This window comes from Marinobacter maritimus (assembly GCF_007671675.1).
In the GTDB taxonomy this organism is placed as follows: domain Bacteria; phylum Pseudomonadota; class Gammaproteobacteria; order Pseudomonadales; family Oleiphilaceae; genus Marinobacter; species Marinobacter maritimus.
Map to the genome: position 1 here is coordinate 544,987 of NZ_VCGW01000001.1, position 19,432 is coordinate 564,418.

Genomic DNA, 19,432 nt, shown 5'->3' on the forward strand with positions numbered 1-19,432 from the left:
CTGTCCGGTGACGTATTAAAAGACCAACCCTGAAGAATGCACTGAGACGGCCGGCTGACGAAGCCGGCCAGAACTTCGTGGCTGTGTGTGTATCGCTCACATTCTGCTTCGTCGTCTACTCGATGTTGCTCGTAACCGTGCCGGTATACGGGCTTGAACTCGGCGCTTCTCCGCTCATGCTGGGTGTCATACTCAGTTCCCAGTATCTTCTTCCCTTTTTATTGGCTATCCCCCTGGGCGGCGTGGTGGCGCGACATGGAGGCCGGATAACATTGCTTGCCGGCGCGTTTGTGATGACTGCGGGTCTTCTGCTTATGCAGGTTCTGCCCGGCTATTACGGGCTTATTGGCGGCCAGCTATTAATCGGGTTGGCACATCTGCAGATGGTGTTGTCGGCCCAGACCATCATCTCGTCGTTAGCGACCGGACCTAAACTGGAAAGCTATTTTGGTTGGTATGCCACCTGGTTATCTGGAGGGCAGGTGGTTGGCCCCTTGCTGGCGGGCGGCTGGATTCATTGGGCAGGCGGCGTAGACAATCTGTTTCTGGTTATGGCCGGTATTGCTTTGCTGGGGGGGCTATGCGGGATGGCACTGACGGGTGATGCAACCTCAGGCATGTCGGTCACACGCAAGCAGACCGGGTTTCGTGCTCAGGCTTTGTTGATGCGTCACAATACCGGCGTTCAGGTATCCATCACCATTACTGTGGCGGGTATGTTCGCTCTGGGCGTTTACGGCAGTTATCTGCCCGTTTATCTGGACAGTCTGGAAATGAGCGCGGTGATGATCGGCGCGTTGGTCAGTCTGAGATCGGGCGTTTCCATGGTGATACGGCCGTTTATTCCCCGGATTATCCATACCGTTGGCGGGCGCGAAAAAGCAACAATTCTGGCCCTGTGTACTGTGTCGGTAGGCTTGGCCTGCATGGGGTTCTCAGGAAATGCGCCTGTTATTGCTCTCTTGTCGATTCTGGTCGGGTTGGGAGGTGGGCTCACGCAACCCCTGTCGATGGTGGTTCTGGCTGAGAGTGTGGAGCGGGAACAGCGGTCCGGGGCGCTGGGTATGCGCCTGATGGCCAATAGGGCTGTTCACTTCGTGGCCCCGCTTATGTTCGGCGCAATTCTCAGTGTAAGTGGTTTTGGTTTGTCGTTTGGGCTTTCGGGGTTGTTCATAGGCCTAGTCGCCGTTGTACTACTTCGGCTTCAGCGCCAACGCGGAGTTATTTAGAGCCTCCCAGAGGGATTGACTGGGTATTTTTGATTTCCCGCAGCACGAAGTTGGAGTTCACTTGAGCGATGCCTTGCAAGGTGAATATCTTTTCGTTCAGAAAGCGATCGTAGCTGGCCATATCCGGCACGATCACCCGCAATACAAAATCGGCGTTACCGGTTACAGCGAAGCATTGCAGCACCTCAGGGTAACTGCTCACCTGTTGCTCGATCTCGGCTGTGCTGTCTATGGTATGTCGCTGAAGGGACAGGTTAATCAGTACGCACAGCCCCTGGCCAATGCGTTCCGGGGCCAAGTGCGCGCTGTAGCTCGTGATAACGCCGGTTTCTTCAAGTGTTCTTACTCGTCGCCAGCATGCCGCAGGGGATAGGCCCACTTGTTCTGCCAGTTGCTGGTTACTGATACGCCCATCGTGCTGCAGTATTGCAAGAATGCGTTGGTCGAGTTTATCCAGCTCCACATGTTTCATTTTGTAACACCTGATATTTATCAAAGGATATTCGGTCATATTGTCATTTATCGAACATCCTTTCGCAAATTGAAAGAAATCCCTCCCAATACGCAAGCACCTTTTGCCAACTTCCCTCTAGAATTTTGGTTATAAAATCGACAATAAGGAGGGCGTTATGTCCGCCGATCTCTCTCGACCAGATAATTCCCAACTCGACAATTACAGCCTTGAAGACCGTTACCGGAGAGATTCAGGCCGCGTATTCCTGACCGGAACCCAGGCGCTGGTGCGCATACCCCTGATGCAGGCCGCGCTGGATCGCAAGCTGGGGCTAAATACGGCCGGTATGGTGAGCGGCTACAGAGGTTCACCTCTGGGCGCGTACGATCAGGCCTTGTGGGAGGCGCAAAAACATCTTGATGAAAACCGCATCGATTTTGTGCCCGCCATCAACGAAGACCTCGCAGCGACCATCATGCTGGGTACCCAGCAGGTAGAAACCGACGACGATCGCCAGGTGGATGGTGTGTTCGGGATCTGGTACGGCAAAGGGCCAGGCGTCGACCGCGCCGGCGATGCGCTGAAACACGGCACCACATATGGCAGTTCCCCCCACGGTGGCGTGCTGGTAGTTGCAGGGGATGACCACGGCTGCGTGTCGTCCTCCATGCCGCACCAGTCTGATGTGGCGTTCATGAGCTTTTTCATGCCCACAATCAACCCGGCCAACATTGCGGAGTATCTGGAGTTTGGTCTCTGGGGCATTGCATTGTCTCGTTACAGCGGCTGTTGGGTGGGCTTTAAAGCAGTTTCTGAAACGGTGGAAAGTGCTGCGTCGGTGGAGTTGCCGCCGCTGCCGGATTTCGTAACCCCCGATGATTTCACGCCACCGGTAACCGGCCTTCATTATCGATGGCCGGATCTGCCTGGCCCGCAGCTGGAAACCCGTATTGAGCACAAGCTGGCAGCTGTGCAGGCTTTTGCACGCGCCAATCCCATTGATCGCTGCCTGTTCAATAATGCCGAGGCGCGCTTCGGCATTGTCACCACCGGTAAGGGCCACCTGGACCTGCTCGAAGCGCTTGATCTGCTGGGCATTGATGAAGATCGGGCCCGTGAGATGGGGCTGGATATCTACAAAGTAGGCCTGGTGTGGCCGATTGAGCGTCGGGGCATTCTGAACTTTGTTCACAACAAGGAAGAAGTGCTGGTTATCGAAGAAAAGCGGGGCATTATCGAGAGCCAGATCAAGGAAGCCATGTCGGAGCCGGATCACCCCGGTGAGGTTCTGATTACCGGTAAACAGGATGAGCTGGGCCGGCCTCTGATTCCCTACGTGGGTGAACTGAGCCCCAAACTGGTAGCTGGTTTTCTGGCCGCTCGTCTTGGTCGCTTCTTCGGCGAGGATTACAACGAACGCCTGATGGCCATCAACAGCATGAGCAACGCTCAGGATCCGGGTGGCGTTAAGCGCCTGCCGTATTTCTGTTCAGGCTGCCCTCACAATACCTCCACCAAAGTGCCGGAAGGCAGTAAAGCGCTGGCCGGGATCGGTTGTCACTTTATGGCGTCCTGGATGGGTCGTAACACCGAGTCGTTGATCCAGATGGGTGGTGAAGGGGTCAACTGGATTGGAAAGAGCCGTTACACCGGTAATCCCCACGTGTTCCAGAACCTGGGGGAGGGCACCTATTTCCACTCCGGGTCCATGGCGATTCGCCAGGCCGTTGCGGCCGGCATCAACATTACTTACAAGATTCTGTTCAATGACGCAGTGGCCATGACCGGCGGTCAACCCGTGGATGGCCAGATTACGGTGCCGATGATAGCGCAGCAGGTTGCGGCTGAAGGTGTGCGTCGGGTTGTCGTGCTCAGTGATGAGCCCGAAAAGTACGATGGCCATAAGAAATTGTTCCCGGATGACGTAAGCTTCCACGACCGCACGGAGCTGGACAAGGTGCAGAGAGAGCTGCGCGATATTCCTGGCTGCACGGTACTGATTTATGACCAGACCTGTGCCGCTGAGAAGCGTCGCAGGCGCAAGCGCAACCTCTACCCGGATCCCGCCAAGCGAGCGTTCATCAACCATCATGTATGCGAAGGTTGTGGCGACTGTTCAGTGCAGTCGAATTGCCTTTCTGTGGTGCCACGCCAGACCGAGCTGGGCCGCAAGCGGAAGATTGATCAGTCTTCGTGTAACAAGGATTTCTCCTGCGTTAATGGTTTTTGCCCGAGCTTTGTGACCATCGAAGGGGGCAAGCTGCGCAAATCCCGGGGTATGGATACCGGCTCTGTGCTTACCGGCAAACTCACGGATATTCCGGAGCCAGCTCTGCCAGAACTCACAGGCTCATACGATGTGCTGGTGGGTGGCGTTGGTGGCACAGGCGTCGTAACCGTGGGTCAACTTATTACCATGGCGGCGCACCTTGAGGCTAAAGGTACGTCGGTGCTGGATTTCACCGGCTTTGCCCAGAAGGGCGGTACGGTGCTCAGTTACGTTCGCATGGCGCCGTCTCCGGACAAGTTGCACCAGGTTCGTATCAGCAACGGCCAGGCAGATGCAGTGATTGCATGCGATCTGGTGGTTGCGTCCTCCCAGAAGGCGTTGAGCGTTCTGCGCCCGGATCACACCCGTGTGGTTGCCAATGAGGCTGAACTGCCCACTGGAGATTACGTGCTTTTCCGCGACGCGGACATGCAGTCAGAAAAGCGCCTGGATCTGATCCGTAATGCCGTTGGCGACAGCAACTTTGCACGAATGGATGCCAATGGCATTGCCGAGAAGCTGCTGGGCGATACCGTGTTTTCCAACGTGATGATGCTGGGCTTTGCCTGGCAGCGAGGGCTGTTGCCGCTATCACTGGCTGCGCTGATGAAAGCCATCGAGCTGAATGGTGTTGCAGTTGAGCGCAACAAGGAAGCCTTTGGTTGGGGTCGTATCGCGGCGACAGACGTGAAGGTGATTATCGACCTGCTGAATACCGGCGAGGCGAGAGTAGAAGAAGTGAAGGCGGAGCCGAGCCTGGATGAGTTAATCAACATTCGCCACAAACATCTGGTGGGCTATCAGAGCCGTCGCTGGGCCGATCGCTATACGGACATGGTCAAGCGGGTGCTTAAGGCAGAGGACAGTCTGGGTGAGACCAACCAGTTACTGACTCGCGCTGTGGCGCAGCAGTTATACCGGTTTATGGCGTTCAAGGACGAATACGAAGTGGCTCGCCTGTTCGCGGAAACAGACTTCATGAAGGAGGTAAACAACACCTTCGAAGGCGATTTCAAGGTTCACTTCCATCTGGCACCGCCCATCATGAACCGTGGCACAGACGCCCAGGGTCGGCCCAGGAAGCGTCAGTTTGGCCCCTGGATGTTCCGGGTATTCAAGCTGCTGGCAAAATTCCGGGTGCTGCGTGGCACGCCTGTCGATCCGTTCAGCTATTCCGCCGACAGGAAAATGGACCGCGCCCAGCTGAAAGACTACCAGCAACTGGTGGAACGCATTGTCAGTGAGCTGGATGCCAGCAATTACGACACCTTCCTGCAGCTGGCGGAACTGGCCAGTGAGGTTCGGGGTTATGGTCCGGTGCGTGAGCAGGCTGCCGAAGCTGTTCAGGACAAACATTCACAGCTGATCAAAGCTCTGGATACGGGCCGGCCGACACTGATTCGAACCAGTCAGGCAGAAAACAAGGAGGCAGATCATGTTTGAGGCGCTAAAACAGTTACCTCAGGACCCGATCCTTCACCTGATGCAAGCGTTCCGCGACGATAATCGGCCAGACAAGGTTGATCTAGGGGTTGGGGTCTACAAGGATGGCGCCGGTCATACACCCATCATGGCTGCGGTGCATGAAGCCGAACGGCGCCTGCTTGAAGGTGAAACTTCCAAGAGTTATGTGGGGCCAGCCGGGGCCGCAGGCTTCAATGAGTCCATGGCGCGCCTTATTCTGGGCGACAGCAACAGTCTGATCCGCGATGGCCGCACCTCGGTAATTCAGACACCGGGTGGTTGTGGGGCACTGCGCATGGCGGCTGAGTTGTTGCGGCTGTGCCACCCCGAGACTACAGTCTGGGTCAGCACACCCACCTGGGCAAACCACATGCCGTTGCTGGGTGGCGCCGGCCTGAACATTCGCGAATATCCCTATCTCAATCGCGAGACATTAACGGTAGATTTCTCCGCCATGCTCGACACCCTGGAAGGTGCCAAAACGGGGGATGTCGTGCTGCTTCACGGATGCTGCCACAACCCGTCCGGCGCTGATCTTACGTTCGATCAATGGCAGGTCGTTACTCAATTGATCCAGCGCAAAGGCCTGTTGCCCTTTGTAGACATGGCCTATCAGGGCCTCGGCGAGGGTATTGAGGAAGATGCCGCCGGCCTGCGTTATCTGGCAAGTGAAGTCCCGGAGATGATCGTTGCTGCGTCCTGTTCCAAGAACTTTGGTCTGTACCGGGAGCGCACGGGTGCCCTGATGCTGATCTCGGCCACCGAGGCCATTAATAAGGCGGCAACCAGCCAGCTACTGAGCGTTGTTCGTTCTCACTATTCCATGCCGCCGGCACATGGTGCCGCCATCGTCGAAATCATTCTGGGTGACGACGTATTGCGCGCCGAATGGCAGCTTGAGCTGGGCGGCATGTGCGCGCGAATCCTCAGCCTGCGTCATGCTTTTGCAGATGCGCTGGCGCCTGTGGGCGACTTCAGCTTTATCGCACGACAGCGGGGTATGTTCTCGTTTCTGGGCATAACGCCGGAACAGGTTCGCCAGCTGCGTGAAAAGCACGGCATTTACATGCTGGAAAGCAGCCGGGTGAACGTGGCAGGCCTGAATGACCGGGTATTGCCACAAGTTGCCAACGCGATACGCAGCGTTATGTAGCGCCAGTTATCCCTTGAATAGCATTAAATCAGAGCCTCTTCCACAGAGGCTTTCCATTATGACGATCCGACAAAAACAACTATTCGGAGAACGCAATGAGTGAGACGGTTCATCCCCACCAGCAGGCCAGTAGCCTCTGGACCTCCAAAATGGCCTTTATTCTGGCCGCAGCCGGCTCGGCCGTCGGGCTTGGCAACATCTGGAAATTCCCCTACATCACCGGTGAAAACGGTGGCGGTGCTTTTGTACTGGTGTACCTCGCCTGTATTTTCCTGATCGGAGTGCCAGTTCTTATTGCAGAGATAATGATTGGTCGCCGGGGTGGTCAAAGCCCCATTGCAACCATGCGCACACTCACCAAAACCGAGGGCATATCCAAAGGCTGGCGCATCATCGGATGGAACGGTGTAGTGGCTTCTTTTCTGGTGCTTTCCTTCTATGCTGTGATCGGAGGGTGGGCGCTGGTTTACATTGGCAAGGCTGCGATCGGGGTGTTCGTTGGCGCAGATGCAGAAGCCATCGGTGGGCAGTTCAACAATCTGCTGGCGAATCCCTGGGAATTGCTGCTCTGGCACACGGTCTTTATGGCCATTGTTGTGTTCATCGTTGGCCGTGGCATTCGTTCTGGCCTGGAAAAAGCAGTCAACATGCTGATGCCATTGCTGTTTGTGCTGCTCATAGTAATGGTGTTCTATGCCATGAACAGCGGCAGCTTTGGCCGTGCTGTGAGCTTCATGTTTTCACCGGATTTCAGCCGCCTGACAACCGAGGGCGTTCTGGTCGCACTTGGTCATGCGGCGTTTACGCTCAGTATTGGTATCGGCGTACTGATGGCCTACGGTTCCTACCTGCCCAAAAACATCAACATTGCCAAAACTGCCATGACCATTGCGGTGCTGGACACCAGTGTGGCATTGCTTGCGGGGCTGGCAATTTTCCCTCTGGTGTTTGCCAACGGCCTTGAAGCCGGAGCAGGGCCGGGGTTAATTTTTGTGACCCTGCCGCTGGCCTTCGGTCAGATGGGCGGCGGTATTGTGTTTGGCGCTATCTTCTTTGCGTTGCTGCTGGTGGCGGCCATTACGTCGGCCATCTCCATGTTGGAGCCGGTTGTCGAATGGCTGGAGGAGCACAAGGGCGCAAGCCGCGTCAAAAGCGCCGTGGGCGGCGGGCTTGCTGTCTGGTTTATTGGTATTGGCACAGTGCTGTCCTTCAACCTGTGGAGCGATGTGCATCCCTTGGGCTTCATCGGTTTTTTTGAAGGCAAAACAGTATTCGACCTGCTCGACTTTCTGGTTTCCAACGTCATGATGCCTTTAGGTGGTCTTGCGATTGCACTGTTTGCAGGTTGGGTAATCCGACGCGAAGGGCTTGCTGAGGATATAGGTTTGAAAAGCGGTGCGTTCAAAGCCTTTATGGTGGTGCTTAAGTTTGTAACGCCAGCGGGTATCGCGATTGTGTTCCTTTATAATTTGGTCTGAAACCTGCGGGCTATATTCCTCGAAAGGGTCAGGCTCTTACGGAATTGGTCACGGGTCATGTCATATATTTCACCAGTAAAGAAACTGGCGGCCCTGTAGGCAAGGAGCACGAAAATCGGCGCCACTTCCGCCGGCTGAGCAGTTCGGTCGAAAAGAGTGTTTGCGCCAAAATGTGGGACGTTATAGGTCGGGAAATTGGAAGGTATTAATGGTTTCTTTGCCAGATAAGGCGCAACACCGTTCACTTTAACGCCTCTTCCAAGAGCTTCTTTTGCAAGGGCCGCAGTGAAGTTGGCAAGAGTAGCTTTGGCCGCAGCATACGGCGCGAGACTATTGCTTGGTTTGACGGCCTCAATAGACGTCGTGTTGATGATGCTGCCACCCGGAGGAAGGTGCTTTAATGCTGCGCGACAGAACTCAACTGTATCGGCAATATTGGTGTTTGAAATGCGTTCCAGTTCATCGTCCGCAAGCTCTTCAAGTGCGCTGTAGGTTTGCTGGTAGGCCGTATTGTTTACGAGGATATCGATGTGACCGAAGGTTTCAACGACTTGGCGGATGACATCCTCACTGGCATTACGCTTGGTTTGATCCATTTTAAGAGCCATCATTGAGGTTCGCGAGTCGCGGATCAGATCCGCCGTCACTGCGGCGTCTGTATATCCCTTCTGGTACGTAAAGGCGATATTTGCGCCTTCTCTTGCGTAAGCTACGGCGATCGCACGCCCTATACCGTTGTCTGCGCCCGTTATAAGAGCGACGCAACCCCTCAGTTTGCCTGAACGTCTGCAGGCGGATTTGCTGTAACTGAATGATGGCTCCATTTTGCCCCCCTGCTATGGAATAGCCTGGCTCTGACTTGGGAGATCAGGCCTGCCGTATCTGCGCAGGCCCTGTGTTTCGTGTCGATAAACCGCGCCATCCAAATACATGAATTCTGTCGACGCGGGGTAACCGGGACCTACTGAAGTGCGAAGACGTTCACTCAATCATCTGCGCTTTCCATATCCATGGGGTCGTAATCCGGCAGCGCCAGCAATTCCTCCTGGCTCATACTGGTGGTTAACGTTTCGCCGTTACTGGACATTGAAAGCGTATCCAGTGGCACGGCCACTTCTTTCATGCTGTTTTTGAGGCCGATGACGGCCATGTGCCGACCAGACTTATCTTTTACGATTTCGTCAATATCTCCGATTTCTTCTTTCGAGTCGTTGTGAATGTTCATGCCCTCAAGTTTATCCGGATCCATGGAACTCAACTTACCTTGTGAGCTGTGCTGCTCGCTGGTGGTTGCTTTGTCGTCGGACTTCATCTTTTCGTCATCAGCTGCATATACAACCGAAGCTCCTGCCAAGGCGAGTCCTGCGATTAGCGCTATATAGCTTTTCATAGCTGATCTCCCAAATGGTGTCTGTTTCGTCAGCTGCTTTTGCAAGTTGACGTTATTGGGTAGCAGCAACTTTTGTGCCACACAAATACGGGTCCCGGTATGTTTCTAACGTGAAGCGTCGTCGTGGGTGGTACACATCTTGCGCTCAACTTTATGATACCTACGACCAGGACGTTAGCGGAGGTGCAGCTATGTATGAATGTGATGCAGCGCTGGGGGAACACTATACCTATAGGTTCAGTGCAGAGTTCGACAGCCAGGTGGCCGCATACCGTGCGGCAGAATCGCTCAAAGTCGCTGGGATACCTCTTGAGCAAATCCGGGTTGTACGGCCTACTGATCCAGGCATGGCGCATGAGGTTGAACCTCAAGTCCAGGGAGTTGCATGGGTTCTGGTTAAGAAGCATGTGATGCTTGGGCTATTGGGCTTAATGGTCGGGTTGGCGATCGCTGCGATGCTGGTTACCATCGGTCTGGCCGTGGTTCGATCGAGCCCTATGATGACTTTTATCGCTTTGGGCTTCACATATCCGCTAGTTGCTGTTCTTCTGGCCGGTGCAGTAACCCTGCGGCCGGACCATGGACTATTAATAGAAAAAACGCGTACCACTGCGGATTCAGACTGTTGGGGTGTTGTGGCGCATTGCTCTACCCGGGGGCAACGGCAGCTGGCAAAAATCACTCTCGACCGCTGCCTACAAGCGCTTTGAATACAGTAAAAACTGGCGGAAATATATCTTCATTTTCAAGTTTTGATACAGGTGATTTTGTAAAACTTACAAAGCACCGGGTTATTTTTACACAGGGTAACGATTTGTTGCGCAGATGCTCGCTCTTATATTTACTGTCAGATATTTAAAAGGCGAGAGACGATTTTGATTACTGGGGCGTTAAATAGTGCAGTTTTGCAGTACTTTGAATGCTGATGTTGCTGGGAGCGATTGCATTTTCGCAATGCCCCCAGCAGCTAGCTGACTGGCAATCAGATATCGCTATCACGCAATTTGTCGAATTCCTGGTCAGCCTCTTCCTTGCTTTTACCGTAGCGTTCCTTCATAACGCCGGCAAACTCCTCCCGTTGGCCGTTTATCCTATCCAGATCATCGTCGGTAAGGTCGCCCCACTTTTGTTGTATCTTTCCTTTCATCTGTTGCCATTTCCCATCTGCAATATCTTTGTTCATGTCGGTCTCCTGGCTTACGATTTACGATCGCCGGCCATATATGCCCGACCGGCTTACTTACACCGAAAGCACTGCCCGTGCCAACTGCTTGCGAGGGTTATGCACCTGGCTGAACTGGTCAATCGCAGCGCGGTACATATTTTGCTGGTCACTTCATATCAGTCACGAATAAAACGTTGATGGAGGTATCCCCATGTTTGAAGACGATGCAGTGTCGGGAGAGCACTATTCCCATAAAATCAGTTCAGAATTCGACAGCCAGGTGGCGGCGTACCGTGCGGCTGAGTCGCTGGAACTCGCTGGGATACCGCATGGGCAAATCCGGGTTATCCAGCCAAACGACCCGGATTTGGCCCGCAAGATTGAGCCTGAAACAAAGGGGATCGCGCAGTCTCTGGTTAAAGCACATGTGACGTTCGGCTTGGCAGGCTTGGTAGCTGGGTTAGTGATCGCCGCGGTGCTGGTTATGGTGGGGCCAGCATTGACGCGATCAAGTCCTGTAATGACGTTTATCGCATTGGGTTTCTTGGGCCCGATACTGGCTCTGCTTCTAGCGGGCGCAGTAGCCCTGCGACCGGATCATGACCGTTTAATAGAAAAAACACGTGTGGCTACGGATTCGGGGAAGTGGAGCGTTGTGGCACATTGCTCCACGCGCGAGCAACAGGAGTTGGTAAAAGCCAGCATTGGTCATGGTACTCAAACTCTGTGACTACGGCAGAGCCCCCCCGACGCAGGTGGCTCTTTTTTTGATTTTGGCAAAGGTGTTTGTGTAAAAGCTACAAAGTGTCATGTCATTTTTACCGAAACAAGGATCTTTTGCGTTCATGCGCAAAAATATATATCCCTCATACTTTTTTGTAATGTTTTTTCCTGCCCATATCAGCGCGATCTCGCTAATACCTACTATGGTTTGAATGTGGGCATGGTAAGGGCCAAGTCTGGAAGGGCTTAATCTTAACTTGTGAATATGGGGAGGAGCAGTTATGGCTAACGTAAAGGCCGATGGCACCGATCAATGCGCCCATAATGATTGCAGCTGCAAAGTTGCCGATGATAAAAACCACGTAAAAACTGCAGCTGGAATATTTTGTTGCCAGAAATGTTCGGAAGGAAAAGGCTGTAATCATCCAGGGTGTAGCTGTGGCTCGAAAATCGGGAGTTGATTGTCCGCAGTACTGAGCGGGAGCTGTGTCGGCTGGTGAAACATTGGCATTGCTCCTGACCTGCCATTCGTAAAGTTTGCGAGCGATGGTCTGGTGCTCTCCGTTATCAGGCCACTGGGATAAGGAAAAACCTGTGCCTCATGCATTGGTGGTTGATAATAATCCGGAAAGGCTCACGCAGACTAGTGAGATCTTCAGAGCCCATGACTTTTCCGTTGAATCGGTTAGTGACACCGAGCAAGCGCGAGACATAATTCTCAGCGCGCGTCCCGAAGTGTTGTTGATCAATCTGGATGGAGAAGACGTTAGTAGCCGGGCCAGGCTTCTTACGTTTTTGGCTCACTCCAATGTTGCCGACGTTACCCAGATATTTCTCATGAGCAGCGCTCCTTCTTATGTTCAGGCCGCTGAAGGCATGCGCGTGGGGGCTCGGGATATTTTCGTGTACCCGAGTCAGCTAAATAGGCTGGCGGCGGCGCTCCAACAATATAAACAGGAGATTAGTTGCGAAAATAGCCGCGATAAAACCGTACACCAAAGTGGGCGCGGACTTTTGATCGGAGAGTCTCCTCCGATGGAACACCTGTACAAAACCTTGCGCAAGGTTGCGCCGGCCGACATTTCCGTTTTTTTGAGTGGTGAAAGCGGTACGGGTAAAGATCTGGTTGCCCGTACCATTCATGCACTTTCTCCGCGAAGTCATTGTCCTTTTGTTGCGGTCAACTGTGGAGCAATTGCGCCTGATCTGGCTGAAAGTGAACTGTTTGGCCACGTAAAAGGTGCTTTCACCGGGGCTGCCAGCGCCCATAATGGGCTTTTTAAACAAGCCGAGGGCGGCACGCTGTTTCTCGATGAATTAACTGAGATGAAACAGGATTTGCAGGTAAAATTGTTGCGAGTGCTGGAGTCCCAGACATTTCAGCCTGTGGGCGCAGAGCGGTCGCAATCATGCGATGTCCGCATCATTGCCTCAAGCAACAGGGACCTGAAGGAAGCTATACAGGAAGGTCTGCTTCGCCAGGATCTTTATTATCGCGCAGCCCAGTTTTCATTGGAGGTTCCTCCTTTGCGTGCGCGTGGCGAAGATGTCGTACGTCTGGCTAAGGCATTCCTTTACGAGCAGTGTGAAATCACTAAGATCAAAAAGGAATTTTCTGACGAAGTGTTGGATGTATTCCGCATCTACGGCTGGCCCGGAAACGTACGTGAGTTGCGAAATGTTGTAATAAGAGCTTTTTTGCTGGCGGGTAACGAAATCTCGGTGGACGATTTGCCCGACAATTATATATCTGAACAGCCCATAGGCATGGATTATCTGCGACTTCCGGTCGGTCGGACACTTGATGATGTGGAGCGGAATATAATAATAGCGACGCTGCGCTACCATAACGGTAACAAGACAATCGCTGCCAAAGAGCTTGGGATAAGTTTGAAAACACTTTACAACCGGCTCAAGGAATACGACATGTAGAGCCGGTCATCCCGGAAAACTGGGCAAAAAATCGTACTTTCCCTCGGTTCGATGTTTAAGCGCGCCGCTTTCTCATAAGGTCTGTTAGCCCTTGGCTCATAATCTGCATGAAATTTTACACGCAGGGTAGCTGGTGCTGAATAGGGTAGCTGCTGCCGAAAAGTGTCAGAAACAAGCGCGGGAGTGTTATGCCACACAAACTTGCAAGTGTTGAGTTGAGCCGGTTACTCAATAATGCCGTCAAAAATTGTGAAGGCGAGGTTTTGGGGTACATCCACGACATTGTGCTCAATCCTCATAACGGTCGTATAGAGTACGTCAGGTTGGCGCTTGTTACCCATGAGGTGGATACGGAGAGCTCATCGATAGCAGTTCCCTGGAGCCAGTTCAAATTGGTAAACATCGCAGCGGACATTGAGCTGGATATCAGCCCTGAAGTGTTAAGAGTGTGCGCTAAAGGGCCCGAGGGTACTAATTGACCAGGGTAGTGAGCGTGGACGTTTAAACAGCCCGTTCAAACGTTTCGTAGGGCAGGACTGTAAACTCACCGTTGCGCATCATACCTGCGGAATAAATCGCCAAATCCGGTGGGCTCATGTCGCTGACTGCCTTTTCCATCGCCGCTTCTACAGCGAGCGGATCGGTAACATCGGCCGCGTAGAAAGTAATTTTCTGGCTCGGCCTCGCATTGTTCTGCAGTTCTGTGATGACAGAGTCGTCCACGCGCAGATCAAAAATCGCAGCGTTCGTGTCTTCGCTGATCAATGATTTGATGAGGCACAGTCCAATACCGCTGCCACCGCCGCTGATGAAGGCAACTCGAGGAGCGCCGTGTTTCCACGATGTCATGATTTCAGGCTCTTTTTCGATGGCTGGGATGATCGTTCGAACTCGTCCGCCAGTTCCTGGATGGCCTGTTCAAAACTGAACACGGGTTTATAGCCCAGCAATCTTTCGCATTTTTCTGTCGAGGACTCATTAGGGCCGCCCATGAGCCGGTATGGCTGCCGGGTTGGCAGCCTGGCGGCTTTGAGCATGGTGGCGGAATCCAGCCCGGTTTGCTGGCAATACTCGTTAAACAGCGCGAGTGAGGAGACTCGGGAGAAGTCCGTCATTGTCCGTGTTCCAAAAATACACTCTTTCCTTTCTCATAAAGAACATAACGTAAATCAATCCTCATGCAGAGGCGGTAGACCAAAGGCTAGTGCAGGCTGATGGATGCAGATACTGTAACTGTTTCAGTTATATCAACCGATGTACGGTAGAAACCACTTAACTCCGGTAACGGGTCAGGAGATAGCCCGCAATGCGCATTGCATGGAAACCACTTGGATGGGGACTGTTTACGGTATTGGTGCTCACCACACTGTTCGGCATTCTGGCTGCCCGATATCTCTGGAGCGAGACGCTACAACAGAACGGAATTGATACGCTGGAGTGGCAAGGGCTGGAACTATCTTTCAGTGGTGTGTTTGTGCGTGAACTAACGCTCACCCAGTCCCTGCCGACACGAGAAATTGCGTTGTACGGCAGCGATCTGGTGTTGGGCTGGCGGAGCCCTGAATGGGGGGAGGGATGGCTGCCGAAGCTAACGGCGCTGACGGCTGGATACCTGGAGCTGGATTGGTACACAAAACCCGGAGAACAGCCTACAGAGGGGGAGCAGCAACCGACACTGTGGCCGCCTGAAATACCCGCTTGGCTGCCTTCTGACATTACCGTTCAGAAGTTCAGGGTGACTCTGCCGTGTGAGGCAGGGCGCTGCCCGCTGGCAGGAAGCCTGTCGATTGCCACTCCGGAGTCCGATCCAGCTTCCGAACCTGACTCCGCTTTGCGCTCTATCGTCGCTGCAAACGCCCGCCTTCCCATCAATGCCAATGTGCAGCTGGATCACGAAAGCCATCAGGTGAATGTGCTGGCAACGCTTGACGGTGCCTGGGATGGCGATCTGGATTTCTCTGCAGAATTGGAAGTTGATGGCACTCGGTACTTGTCGGTGGATTCGGGTTACCGCAAACAGAATGCGAATGGCCTGGTGTCTTGGCACGGCTTGGTGAAGATGCCCGATTTGCCCCAGACGGACTGGTTGCTGGCCTGGCTGCAAACCTGGCAGAGCATTCCTGCAGAGCAGTGGCCGGAGCAGCCGGAAACGGGGTCCATGGAAGCCGAATGGGATTTGCAGGGCCCGGGCAACGAACGCTTTCTGGCGCAGGCGACGGGAAGCGTGAGCGCCCAGATGCGAGTACCTCAGCCCTGGCCGGCGCCCGGCGTGGGAACGATCAGCGGCAGTGTAGAGGTCGCTCTGGAGGCAGACCAGGGCCAGTGGCAGCCCGAAACACTGCAGGCTGATCTGGAGTTGAACCATCCGGCTGCGTGGATAAGGAAGGTGCCGGAGCTGATGCGGCCAAGCTCGCTTACGCTATCTGTCCGACCCGCTCAGGTCTTGGCGCCTCCTTCCGCCAATTCTCCTGCCGTTCAAACAGGCTCCGGGAACGCCCTCTTGCCGCTCAATGTGGAATTGAGCAGCCGCGGCGGCGCAAATGTGTCCATGCACTCACATCTCGCGGTAACCACCAAAGCGCCATGGATGGTGCAGCTGGGGAAAACCCAATTAACCGCAGCCTTGCCGAAACTGGAGGCGGCCGGCTGGCGACTGACCAAGCCTCGGGTACAGATTGCGCTCACGGGTTGGTTGAACACCACCACTGCGGCACTGAAATTTGGTGAGCCCACGTTTCTTGAGGTTGAAAGGTTAGAGCCGCTCTCCGGGATGACAGCCGGAACGGCAACGGCAACCGAAACGCAGCTCAAAGGCTTGCATGCAGATCTCGGAAAAACGATGTTGAACGCAAACTACAGGGTGGAACAGGGCGAACTCGATAAGTTAACCCTTGAAGGACCGGTTAGCGTGAAAGCAAAACAGGTCAGGCATCCGCAGTTGTTGCCGCAACCCTGGCAGTTCAGCGGCAGGGTGAACAGCGACCAGGTTCACGCAGATGTTGCAGGCGTGCTCAGGGCCAACGCCGGAACAACGATGAACCTGGATTTGACGTTTCCATACCAGCGGCCTTTGACGCTTGAGGGGAAGATGCGGGTGAGTGGAGAGCGCGAAGCCGAGGCGCTGTCTCGTATTTTCTCAGTCTGGCCCCCCCTTCTCACGGTATCCGGCGGCACCGTCAGTGCTAACGCTACCTATAAACAATCGCAAAACGGGGCGATGGCAGCGACTGGCAAGCTGGTGTTCGCCGACTGGAGTGGCACCTACGATCGCACCGCATGGAGCGAGATGACCGGCTCCGCTGAGTTCCGACTGGAAAACGATCGCATCAGATTATCCACGCCGGAGCTGACCGTGGAGGAAGTGAATCCCGGGCTGCCCATCGGGCCTGTGCTTCTGGTTGGAACTTACGAAGCGCCTCTGGCGAAACTGGACGCCGGGAAGCTGACTCTGAAGCAGGCCAACTCTGATGCATTGGGAGGCGAGATACGCATACAGCCAGGAAGTTGGGATCTGGCGCTGGCGCCAGTGACGATTCCTGTTGAACTCAAGCAGCTCAGTCTTGCGTATCTTTTACAGTTATACCCGACTGAGGGGCTTGCGGGCACTGGAATTCTCAGTGGCACTGTTCCTGTGTTGTTCGACCCGGCTACCGGTATAAGAGTGGAGCGAGGGCGTATTGACGCACTTGAGCCCGGGGGGCGATTGCAGCTGACGGCCGAACGGCTGAAAACACTCGCCAGCCAGAACGAGTCCATGAAGCTGGTGGCACAAGCACTCGAGGATTTCCGTTACTCGGTTCTGGGTAGCGGTATTGATTATGATGAGAACGGCACTCTGGTGCTGACGCTTCACTTGAAAGGCAGTAGCCCAAACGTTGGCAAAGGCCAGCCGGTGGTGTTGAACATCAATCTGGAGGAGAACATTCCGGCGTTGCTCAGGAGCCTTCAGCTGAGCGGCAAAGTGAGCGATGCGGTGACGGAGAGGGTAAAAAAGCTGTTCAATAAGCGCGAACGGAATCCTGACGATGAGTCAGGCGACCTGTTAGAGTGAAGGGTAACAAAGGAGTACACCGATATGACGCAATTTGGTTTCAGGCTTTCCCGGCGTGTGTCCGCCCTGTGCGCGGGCCTGGTTATGGGTAGCTTGCTCGCAGCTTGCACCCCGACGGTTCAGGTGGCTGCGCCCAAGGAGCCGATAACCGTGAACCTGAACGTGAAAATACAGCATGAAATTTACGTGAAGGTTGATAAAGATGTCGACGAGCTGTTCAGTGAAAAGGGCCTCTTCTGATTGCCTTGGTGTTTTGTACTTAGCGAACTATTAAGGAGTTGACCATGACATTATTTGCGCGATTCAGTGCCCTTATTCTAGCGTTTTTCCTGGCTCTGCCGGCAACGGCCATGAGCCTGGATGAAGCGAAAAATGCCCTTGAATCTGCCAAAAGCGATGGGCTGGTGGGCGAGACACCCTCGGGTTATCTGGCTGCAGTAGGCTCCGACCAGCGGGCTAAAGAGATTGTGAGCGCCATCAACGATGCCCGTCGCGAAGCTTACAAAGCGATTGCTGAAAAGCATGGCATTGCAGTAACCAAGGTAGAGACCGTAGCGGGCCAGAAAGCGGTTGAGAAGACGCCATCCGGGCAGTACATCCAGGTGGATAACCACTGGATTAAAAAATAGGACGAATCGTCAGCTGTTTGATGGGTTTATAACCAATCAATCTTAATGCCGGGTCACAACCTGCCGATAGCCATTACATATAAGCCCTTGCCAGAGGAGAAAGTTATGGTAGCGCCAATCATTGGTCGCGGGCCGGATGTGATCGGTCGAGTGAATACGGGCCCAACTGAGGCAAGGTCGGCAGGCCGGGCAACCGCCGACGTGCGTGCTGATAAACAGGCTTCTATCCGCACACCAGCGGACGCCATTAATGTTATGCGTGCGCGCATGGAACAGAGGCTTCAGGAAGCCATGGGGGGCCAAAGCAAAGCCGCATCAGGCGCCGATAAATACGCCACCCAGGCTCAGCCACCTACGGCGTCTGATGTTGCCAGCGTGATTTTGGGGTTTGTGCAGAACCGCCTTCAGCAAGAAGCGGATGCCGGAGCAGATGTCGAGAAACTGGCCGGCTTAATGGAACAGGCCCGAGCTGGAATCGAAAAAGGTTATGCAGAGGCGCGAGAACAGATTGTGGCTTTGGGCATGATGAACGAAACCCTTGGCGCGGAAATCGACGAAGGCTTCAATCTAATCCAGGATGGCCTTCTGAATCTGGAGAGGCTGTTTTCAGGTAAAGAACCTGAAGTGGATAACCCAACCGAAAACAGTTAGTCAGACTCCTTGTGGAGGCTTTGTTTCGATAAGGCCTCTGCCAGGTTGTTCCAGCCGGCATTGATGTCTGGAAACTTCTCTGTCATCTCACGATAGTACGCTTCCGCTTCAGACCACTGGCCTTGTTGATAGGCAATGTTCCCCAAGCCGAGTAATGCTGCAGGCTGGTCTGGCCAAGCCTCTGCTGCCGCGCTGTAAGCGGATTTTGCCGCACCTGTTTGCCGAGTTGTCTCCAGGTCGTGGGCAGCCATCAAAAAAGTGAGAGGCTCTGCCGTTGCTGGAATCTGGTCTGGCGGCAGAATAACCCGCGCCCACCGTTTAGAGCGATCCCAGGTTGCCATGAAAACGCTGGCAGGCTGGCGATTACTCTCTTGGGTGCCAGTGTGAAGTATCAGTGTTCCTTTCGCGCTGTCATAGCCAATAACCACTGCAAAATGCCATTGTGGCCACCAGCCAAAACGCAGGTTCTGCAGAACGAGAACCGGGTGACCTGCTCGAACCTCTTTTAAAACGTGTTCCAGTTCGGGCTCCAACGGATAAACCAGCATCCCGTATTGACGTGCCGCCGCAACCATTTCAACTTGCAGGGCACCCTTTCGCTGGGGTAGGTAAACGCGGTCGACCAACTCGTCTGGCGTTGCCTCAATATCCTGTGCATTCAGCATCATGGCCAATGAAGCCGGACCACACTGATATTGCTCTTGTGGATGAAAGGGTACCTGGTTGAGAGTGGTCGCGTTGAAAGAGTCGGGCCAGGGCGGCTGGCTGGCGCAGCCTGAGAGTAGAACTCCCAGGAGCGCGGCCAAACCGGGGCGGTTTGGCTTTAGCCAGAATCCGAACATGG

At 54.1% G+C, this 19,432-nt stretch carries 19 protein-coding genes; 12 read left to right on the top strand and 7 right to left on the bottom strand.

Annotated elements, in window-relative coordinates:
• Window positions 1-77: 77 nt before the first annotated feature.
• Entirely contained in the window at window positions 78-1,229 is a 1,152-nt protein-coding gene (locus tag FFI90_RS02485) for an MFS transporter (RefSeq protein WP_246123292.1), read from the top strand.
• Here FFI90_RS02485 and FFI90_RS02490 read toward each other — a convergent pair.
• Complete coding sequence (locus FFI90_RS02490; RefSeq protein ID WP_144776206.1) at window positions 1,222-1,701, bottom strand: Lrp/AsnC family transcriptional regulator; 480 nt, start codon at window positions 1,699-1,701, stop codon at window positions 1,222-1,224. The two genes, FFI90_RS02485 and FFI90_RS02490, sit on opposite strands and share 8 nt — an antisense overlap.
• A gap of 157 nt (window positions 1,702-1,858) precedes the next feature.
• Between FFI90_RS02490 and FFI90_RS02495 the strand changes: the two genes are divergently transcribed.
• The 3 genes from FFI90_RS02495 to FFI90_RS02505 all read left to right on the top strand — a co-directional run bounded on the left by FFI90_RS02495 (window position 1,859) and on the right by FFI90_RS02505 (window position 8,047).
• Window positions 1,859-5,395: an indolepyruvate ferredoxin oxidoreductase family protein gene (locus tag FFI90_RS02495; protein WP_144776208.1), complete on the top strand. Its 3,537-nt coding sequence runs from the start codon at window positions 1,859-1,861 to the stop codon at window positions 5,393-5,395.
• Window positions 5,388-6,569, top strand: a complete 1,182-nt coding sequence (locus FFI90_RS02500) for an amino acid aminotransferase (protein WP_144776210.1) — start codon at window positions 5,388-5,390, stop codon at window positions 6,567-6,569. The genes FFI90_RS02495 and FFI90_RS02500 overlap by 8 nt, the downstream gene beginning before the upstream one ends.
• 95 nt (window positions 6,570-6,664) lie before the next feature.
• The gene (locus FFI90_RS02505) at window positions 6,665-8,047 is read left to right on the top strand and encodes a sodium-dependent transporter (RefSeq protein WP_144776212.1); all 1,383 of its coding nucleotides are present in this window, start codon (window positions 6,665-6,667) and stop codon (window positions 8,045-8,047) included.
• Here FFI90_RS02505 and FFI90_RS02510 read toward each other — a convergent pair.
• Both FFI90_RS02510 and FFI90_RS02515 read right to left on the bottom strand, forming a co-directional pair.
• Complete coding sequence (locus tag FFI90_RS02510) at window positions 8,032-8,871, bottom strand: SDR family oxidoreductase (protein ID WP_222120466.1); 840 nt, start codon at window positions 8,869-8,871, stop codon at window positions 8,032-8,034. The two genes, FFI90_RS02505 and FFI90_RS02510, sit on opposite strands and share 16 nt — an antisense overlap.
• A gap of 161 nt (window positions 8,872-9,032) precedes the next feature.
• Window positions 9,033-9,437, bottom strand: coding sequence for a hypothetical protein (locus FFI90_RS02515; RefSeq protein ID WP_144776214.1), 405 nt, complete (start codon window positions 9,435-9,437; stop codon window positions 9,033-9,035).
• Window positions 9,438-9,628: 191 nt separating this feature from the next.
• Between FFI90_RS02515 and FFI90_RS02520 the strand changes: the two genes are divergently transcribed.
• Window positions 9,629-10,147, top strand: coding sequence for a hypothetical protein (locus FFI90_RS02520; protein ID WP_144776216.1), 519 nt, complete (start codon window positions 9,629-9,631; stop codon window positions 10,145-10,147).
• Between the two features lie 272 nt (window positions 10,148-10,419).
• Here the strand turns inward: FFI90_RS02520 and FFI90_RS02525 are convergent, their stop codons facing one another.
• A complete protein-coding gene (locus FFI90_RS02525) occupies window positions 10,420-10,620 on the bottom strand; it encodes a CsbD family protein (RefSeq protein WP_144776218.1) in 201 nt (66 codons plus the stop codon).
• 193 nt (window positions 10,621-10,813) lie between these two features.
• Between FFI90_RS02525 and FFI90_RS02530 the strand changes: the two genes are divergently transcribed.
• The 3 genes from FFI90_RS02530 (at window position 10,814) to FFI90_RS02545 (ending at window position 13,736) form a co-directional block, all read left to right on the top strand.
• Window positions 10,814-11,332 carry a hypothetical protein gene (locus FFI90_RS02530; protein WP_144776220.1) on the top strand — a complete coding sequence of 173 codons (519 nt, stop codon included), beginning with the start codon at window positions 10,814-10,816 and terminating at the stop codon, window positions 11,330-11,332.
• Between the two features lie 587 nt (window positions 11,333-11,919).
• Window positions 11,920-13,257, top strand: a complete 1,338-nt coding sequence (locus FFI90_RS02540; protein ID WP_186317896.1) for a sigma-54-dependent transcriptional regulator — start codon at window positions 11,920-11,922, stop codon at window positions 13,255-13,257.
• 188 nt (window positions 13,258-13,445) lie between these two features.
• Window positions 13,446-13,736, top strand: coding sequence for a PRC-barrel domain-containing protein (locus tag FFI90_RS02545; RefSeq protein WP_144776226.1), 291 nt, complete (start codon window positions 13,446-13,448; stop codon window positions 13,734-13,736).
• A 22-nt stretch (window positions 13,737-13,758) separates the two neighbouring features.
• Here the strand turns inward: FFI90_RS02545 and FFI90_RS02550 are convergent, their stop codons facing one another.
• Both FFI90_RS02550 and FFI90_RS02555 read right to left on the bottom strand, forming a co-directional pair.
• Window positions 13,759-14,106: an SDR family NAD(P)-dependent oxidoreductase gene (locus tag FFI90_RS02550; protein ID WP_144776228.1), complete on the bottom strand. Its 348-nt coding sequence runs from the start codon at window positions 14,104-14,106 to the stop codon at window positions 13,759-13,761.
• The gene (locus FFI90_RS02555) at window positions 14,103-14,372 is read right to left on the bottom strand and encodes a Rossmann-fold NAD(P)-binding domain-containing protein (protein WP_144776230.1); all 270 of its coding nucleotides are present in this window, start codon (window positions 14,370-14,372) and stop codon (window positions 14,103-14,105) included. Before FFI90_RS02555 ends, FFI90_RS02550 begins: the two co-directional genes overlap by 4 nt.
• Window positions 14,373-14,563: 191 nt before the next feature.
• Here FFI90_RS02555 and FFI90_RS02560 point away from each other — a divergent pair, with 191 nt between their 5' ends.
• The 4 genes from FFI90_RS02560 (at window position 14,564) to FFI90_RS02575 (ending at window position 18,588) form a co-directional block, all read left to right on the top strand.
• Window positions 14,564-17,308 carry an intermembrane phospholipid transport YdbH family protein gene (locus FFI90_RS02560; RefSeq protein ID WP_144776232.1) on the top strand — a complete coding sequence of 915 codons (2,745 nt, stop codon included), beginning with the start codon at window positions 14,564-14,566 and terminating at the stop codon, window positions 17,306-17,308.
• 84 nt (window positions 17,309-17,392) lie between these two features.
• Window positions 17,393-17,548: a YnbE family lipoprotein gene (locus FFI90_RS02565; RefSeq protein ID WP_144777188.1), complete on the top strand. Its 156-nt coding sequence runs from the start codon at window positions 17,393-17,395 to the stop codon at window positions 17,546-17,548.
• A 44-nt stretch (window positions 17,549-17,592) separates the two neighbouring features.
• Entirely contained in the window at window positions 17,593-17,937 is a 345-nt protein-coding gene (locus FFI90_RS02570; protein WP_144776234.1) for a YdbL family probable chaperone protein, read from the top strand.
• 105 nt (window positions 17,938-18,042) lie between these two features.
• Entirely contained in the window at window positions 18,043-18,588 is a 546-nt protein-coding gene (locus FFI90_RS02575) for a DUF5610 domain-containing protein (RefSeq protein ID WP_144776236.1), read from the top strand.
• Here the strand turns inward: FFI90_RS02575 and FFI90_RS02580 are convergent.
• Window positions 18,585-19,430, bottom strand: coding sequence for a PA2778 family cysteine peptidase (locus tag FFI90_RS02580; protein ID WP_144776238.1), 846 nt, complete (start codon window positions 19,428-19,430; stop codon window positions 18,585-18,587). The genes FFI90_RS02575 and FFI90_RS02580 overlap by 4 nt on opposite strands.
• Window positions 19,431-19,432: the final 2 nt, after the last annotated feature.

Excerpts from the sequence above, each read along its gene's own strand:
- FFI90_RS02490 (WP_144776206.1), bottom strand. The coding sequence starts at position 1,701 with ATGAAACATGTGGAGCTGGATAAACTCGACCAACGCATTCTTGCAATA.
- FFI90_RS02495 (WP_144776208.1), top strand. The coding sequence starts at position 1,859 with ATGTCCGCCGATCTCTCTCGACCAGATAATTCCCAACTCGACAATTAC.
- FFI90_RS02500 (WP_144776210.1), top strand. The coding sequence starts at position 5,388 with ATGTTTGAGGCGCTAAAACAGTTACCTCAGGACCCGATCCTTCACCTG.
- FFI90_RS02505 (WP_144776212.1), top strand. The coding sequence starts at position 6,665 with ATGAGTGAGACGGTTCATCCCCACCAGCAGGCCAGTAGCCTCTGGACC.
- FFI90_RS02510 (WP_222120466.1), bottom strand. The coding sequence starts at position 8,871 with ATGGAGCCATCATTCAGTTACAGCAAATCCGCCTGCAGACGTTCAGGC.
- FFI90_RS02515 (WP_144776214.1), bottom strand. The coding sequence starts at position 9,437 with ATGAAAAGCTATATAGCGCTAATCGCAGGACTCGCCTTGGCAGGAGCT.
- FFI90_RS02520 (WP_144776216.1), top strand. The coding sequence starts at position 9,629 with ATGTATGAATGTGATGCAGCGCTGGGGGAACACTATACCTATAGGTTC.
- FFI90_RS02525 (WP_144776218.1), bottom strand. The coding sequence starts at position 10,620 with ATGAACAAAGATATTGCAGATGGGAAATGGCAACAGATGAAAGGAAAG.
- FFI90_RS02530 (WP_144776220.1), top strand. The coding sequence starts at position 10,814 with ATGTTTGAAGACGATGCAGTGTCGGGAGAGCACTATTCCCATAAAATC.
- FFI90_RS02545 (WP_144776226.1), top strand. The coding sequence starts at position 13,446 with ATGCCACACAAACTTGCAAGTGTTGAGTTGAGCCGGTTACTCAATAAT.
- FFI90_RS02550 (WP_144776228.1), bottom strand. The coding sequence starts at position 14,106 with ATGACATCGTGGAAACACGGCGCTCCTCGAGTTGCCTTCATCAGCGGC.
- FFI90_RS02555 (WP_144776230.1), bottom strand. The coding sequence starts at position 14,372 with ATGACGGACTTCTCCCGAGTCTCCTCACTCGCGCTGTTTAACGAGTAT.
- FFI90_RS02560 (WP_144776232.1), top strand. The coding sequence starts at position 14,564 with ATGCGCATTGCATGGAAACCACTTGGATGGGGACTGTTTACGGTATTG.
- FFI90_RS02565 (WP_144777188.1), top strand. The coding sequence starts at position 17,393 with ATGGGTAGCTTGCTCGCAGCTTGCACCCCGACGGTTCAGGTGGCTGCG.
- FFI90_RS02570 (WP_144776234.1), top strand. The coding sequence starts at position 17,593 with ATGACATTATTTGCGCGATTCAGTGCCCTTATTCTAGCGTTTTTCCTG.
- FFI90_RS02575 (WP_144776236.1), top strand. The coding sequence starts at position 18,043 with ATGGTAGCGCCAATCATTGGTCGCGGGCCGGATGTGATCGGTCGAGTG.
- FFI90_RS02580 (WP_144776238.1), bottom strand. The coding sequence starts at position 19,430 with ATGTTCGGATTCTGGCTAAAGCCAAACCGCCCCGGTTTGGCCGCGCTC.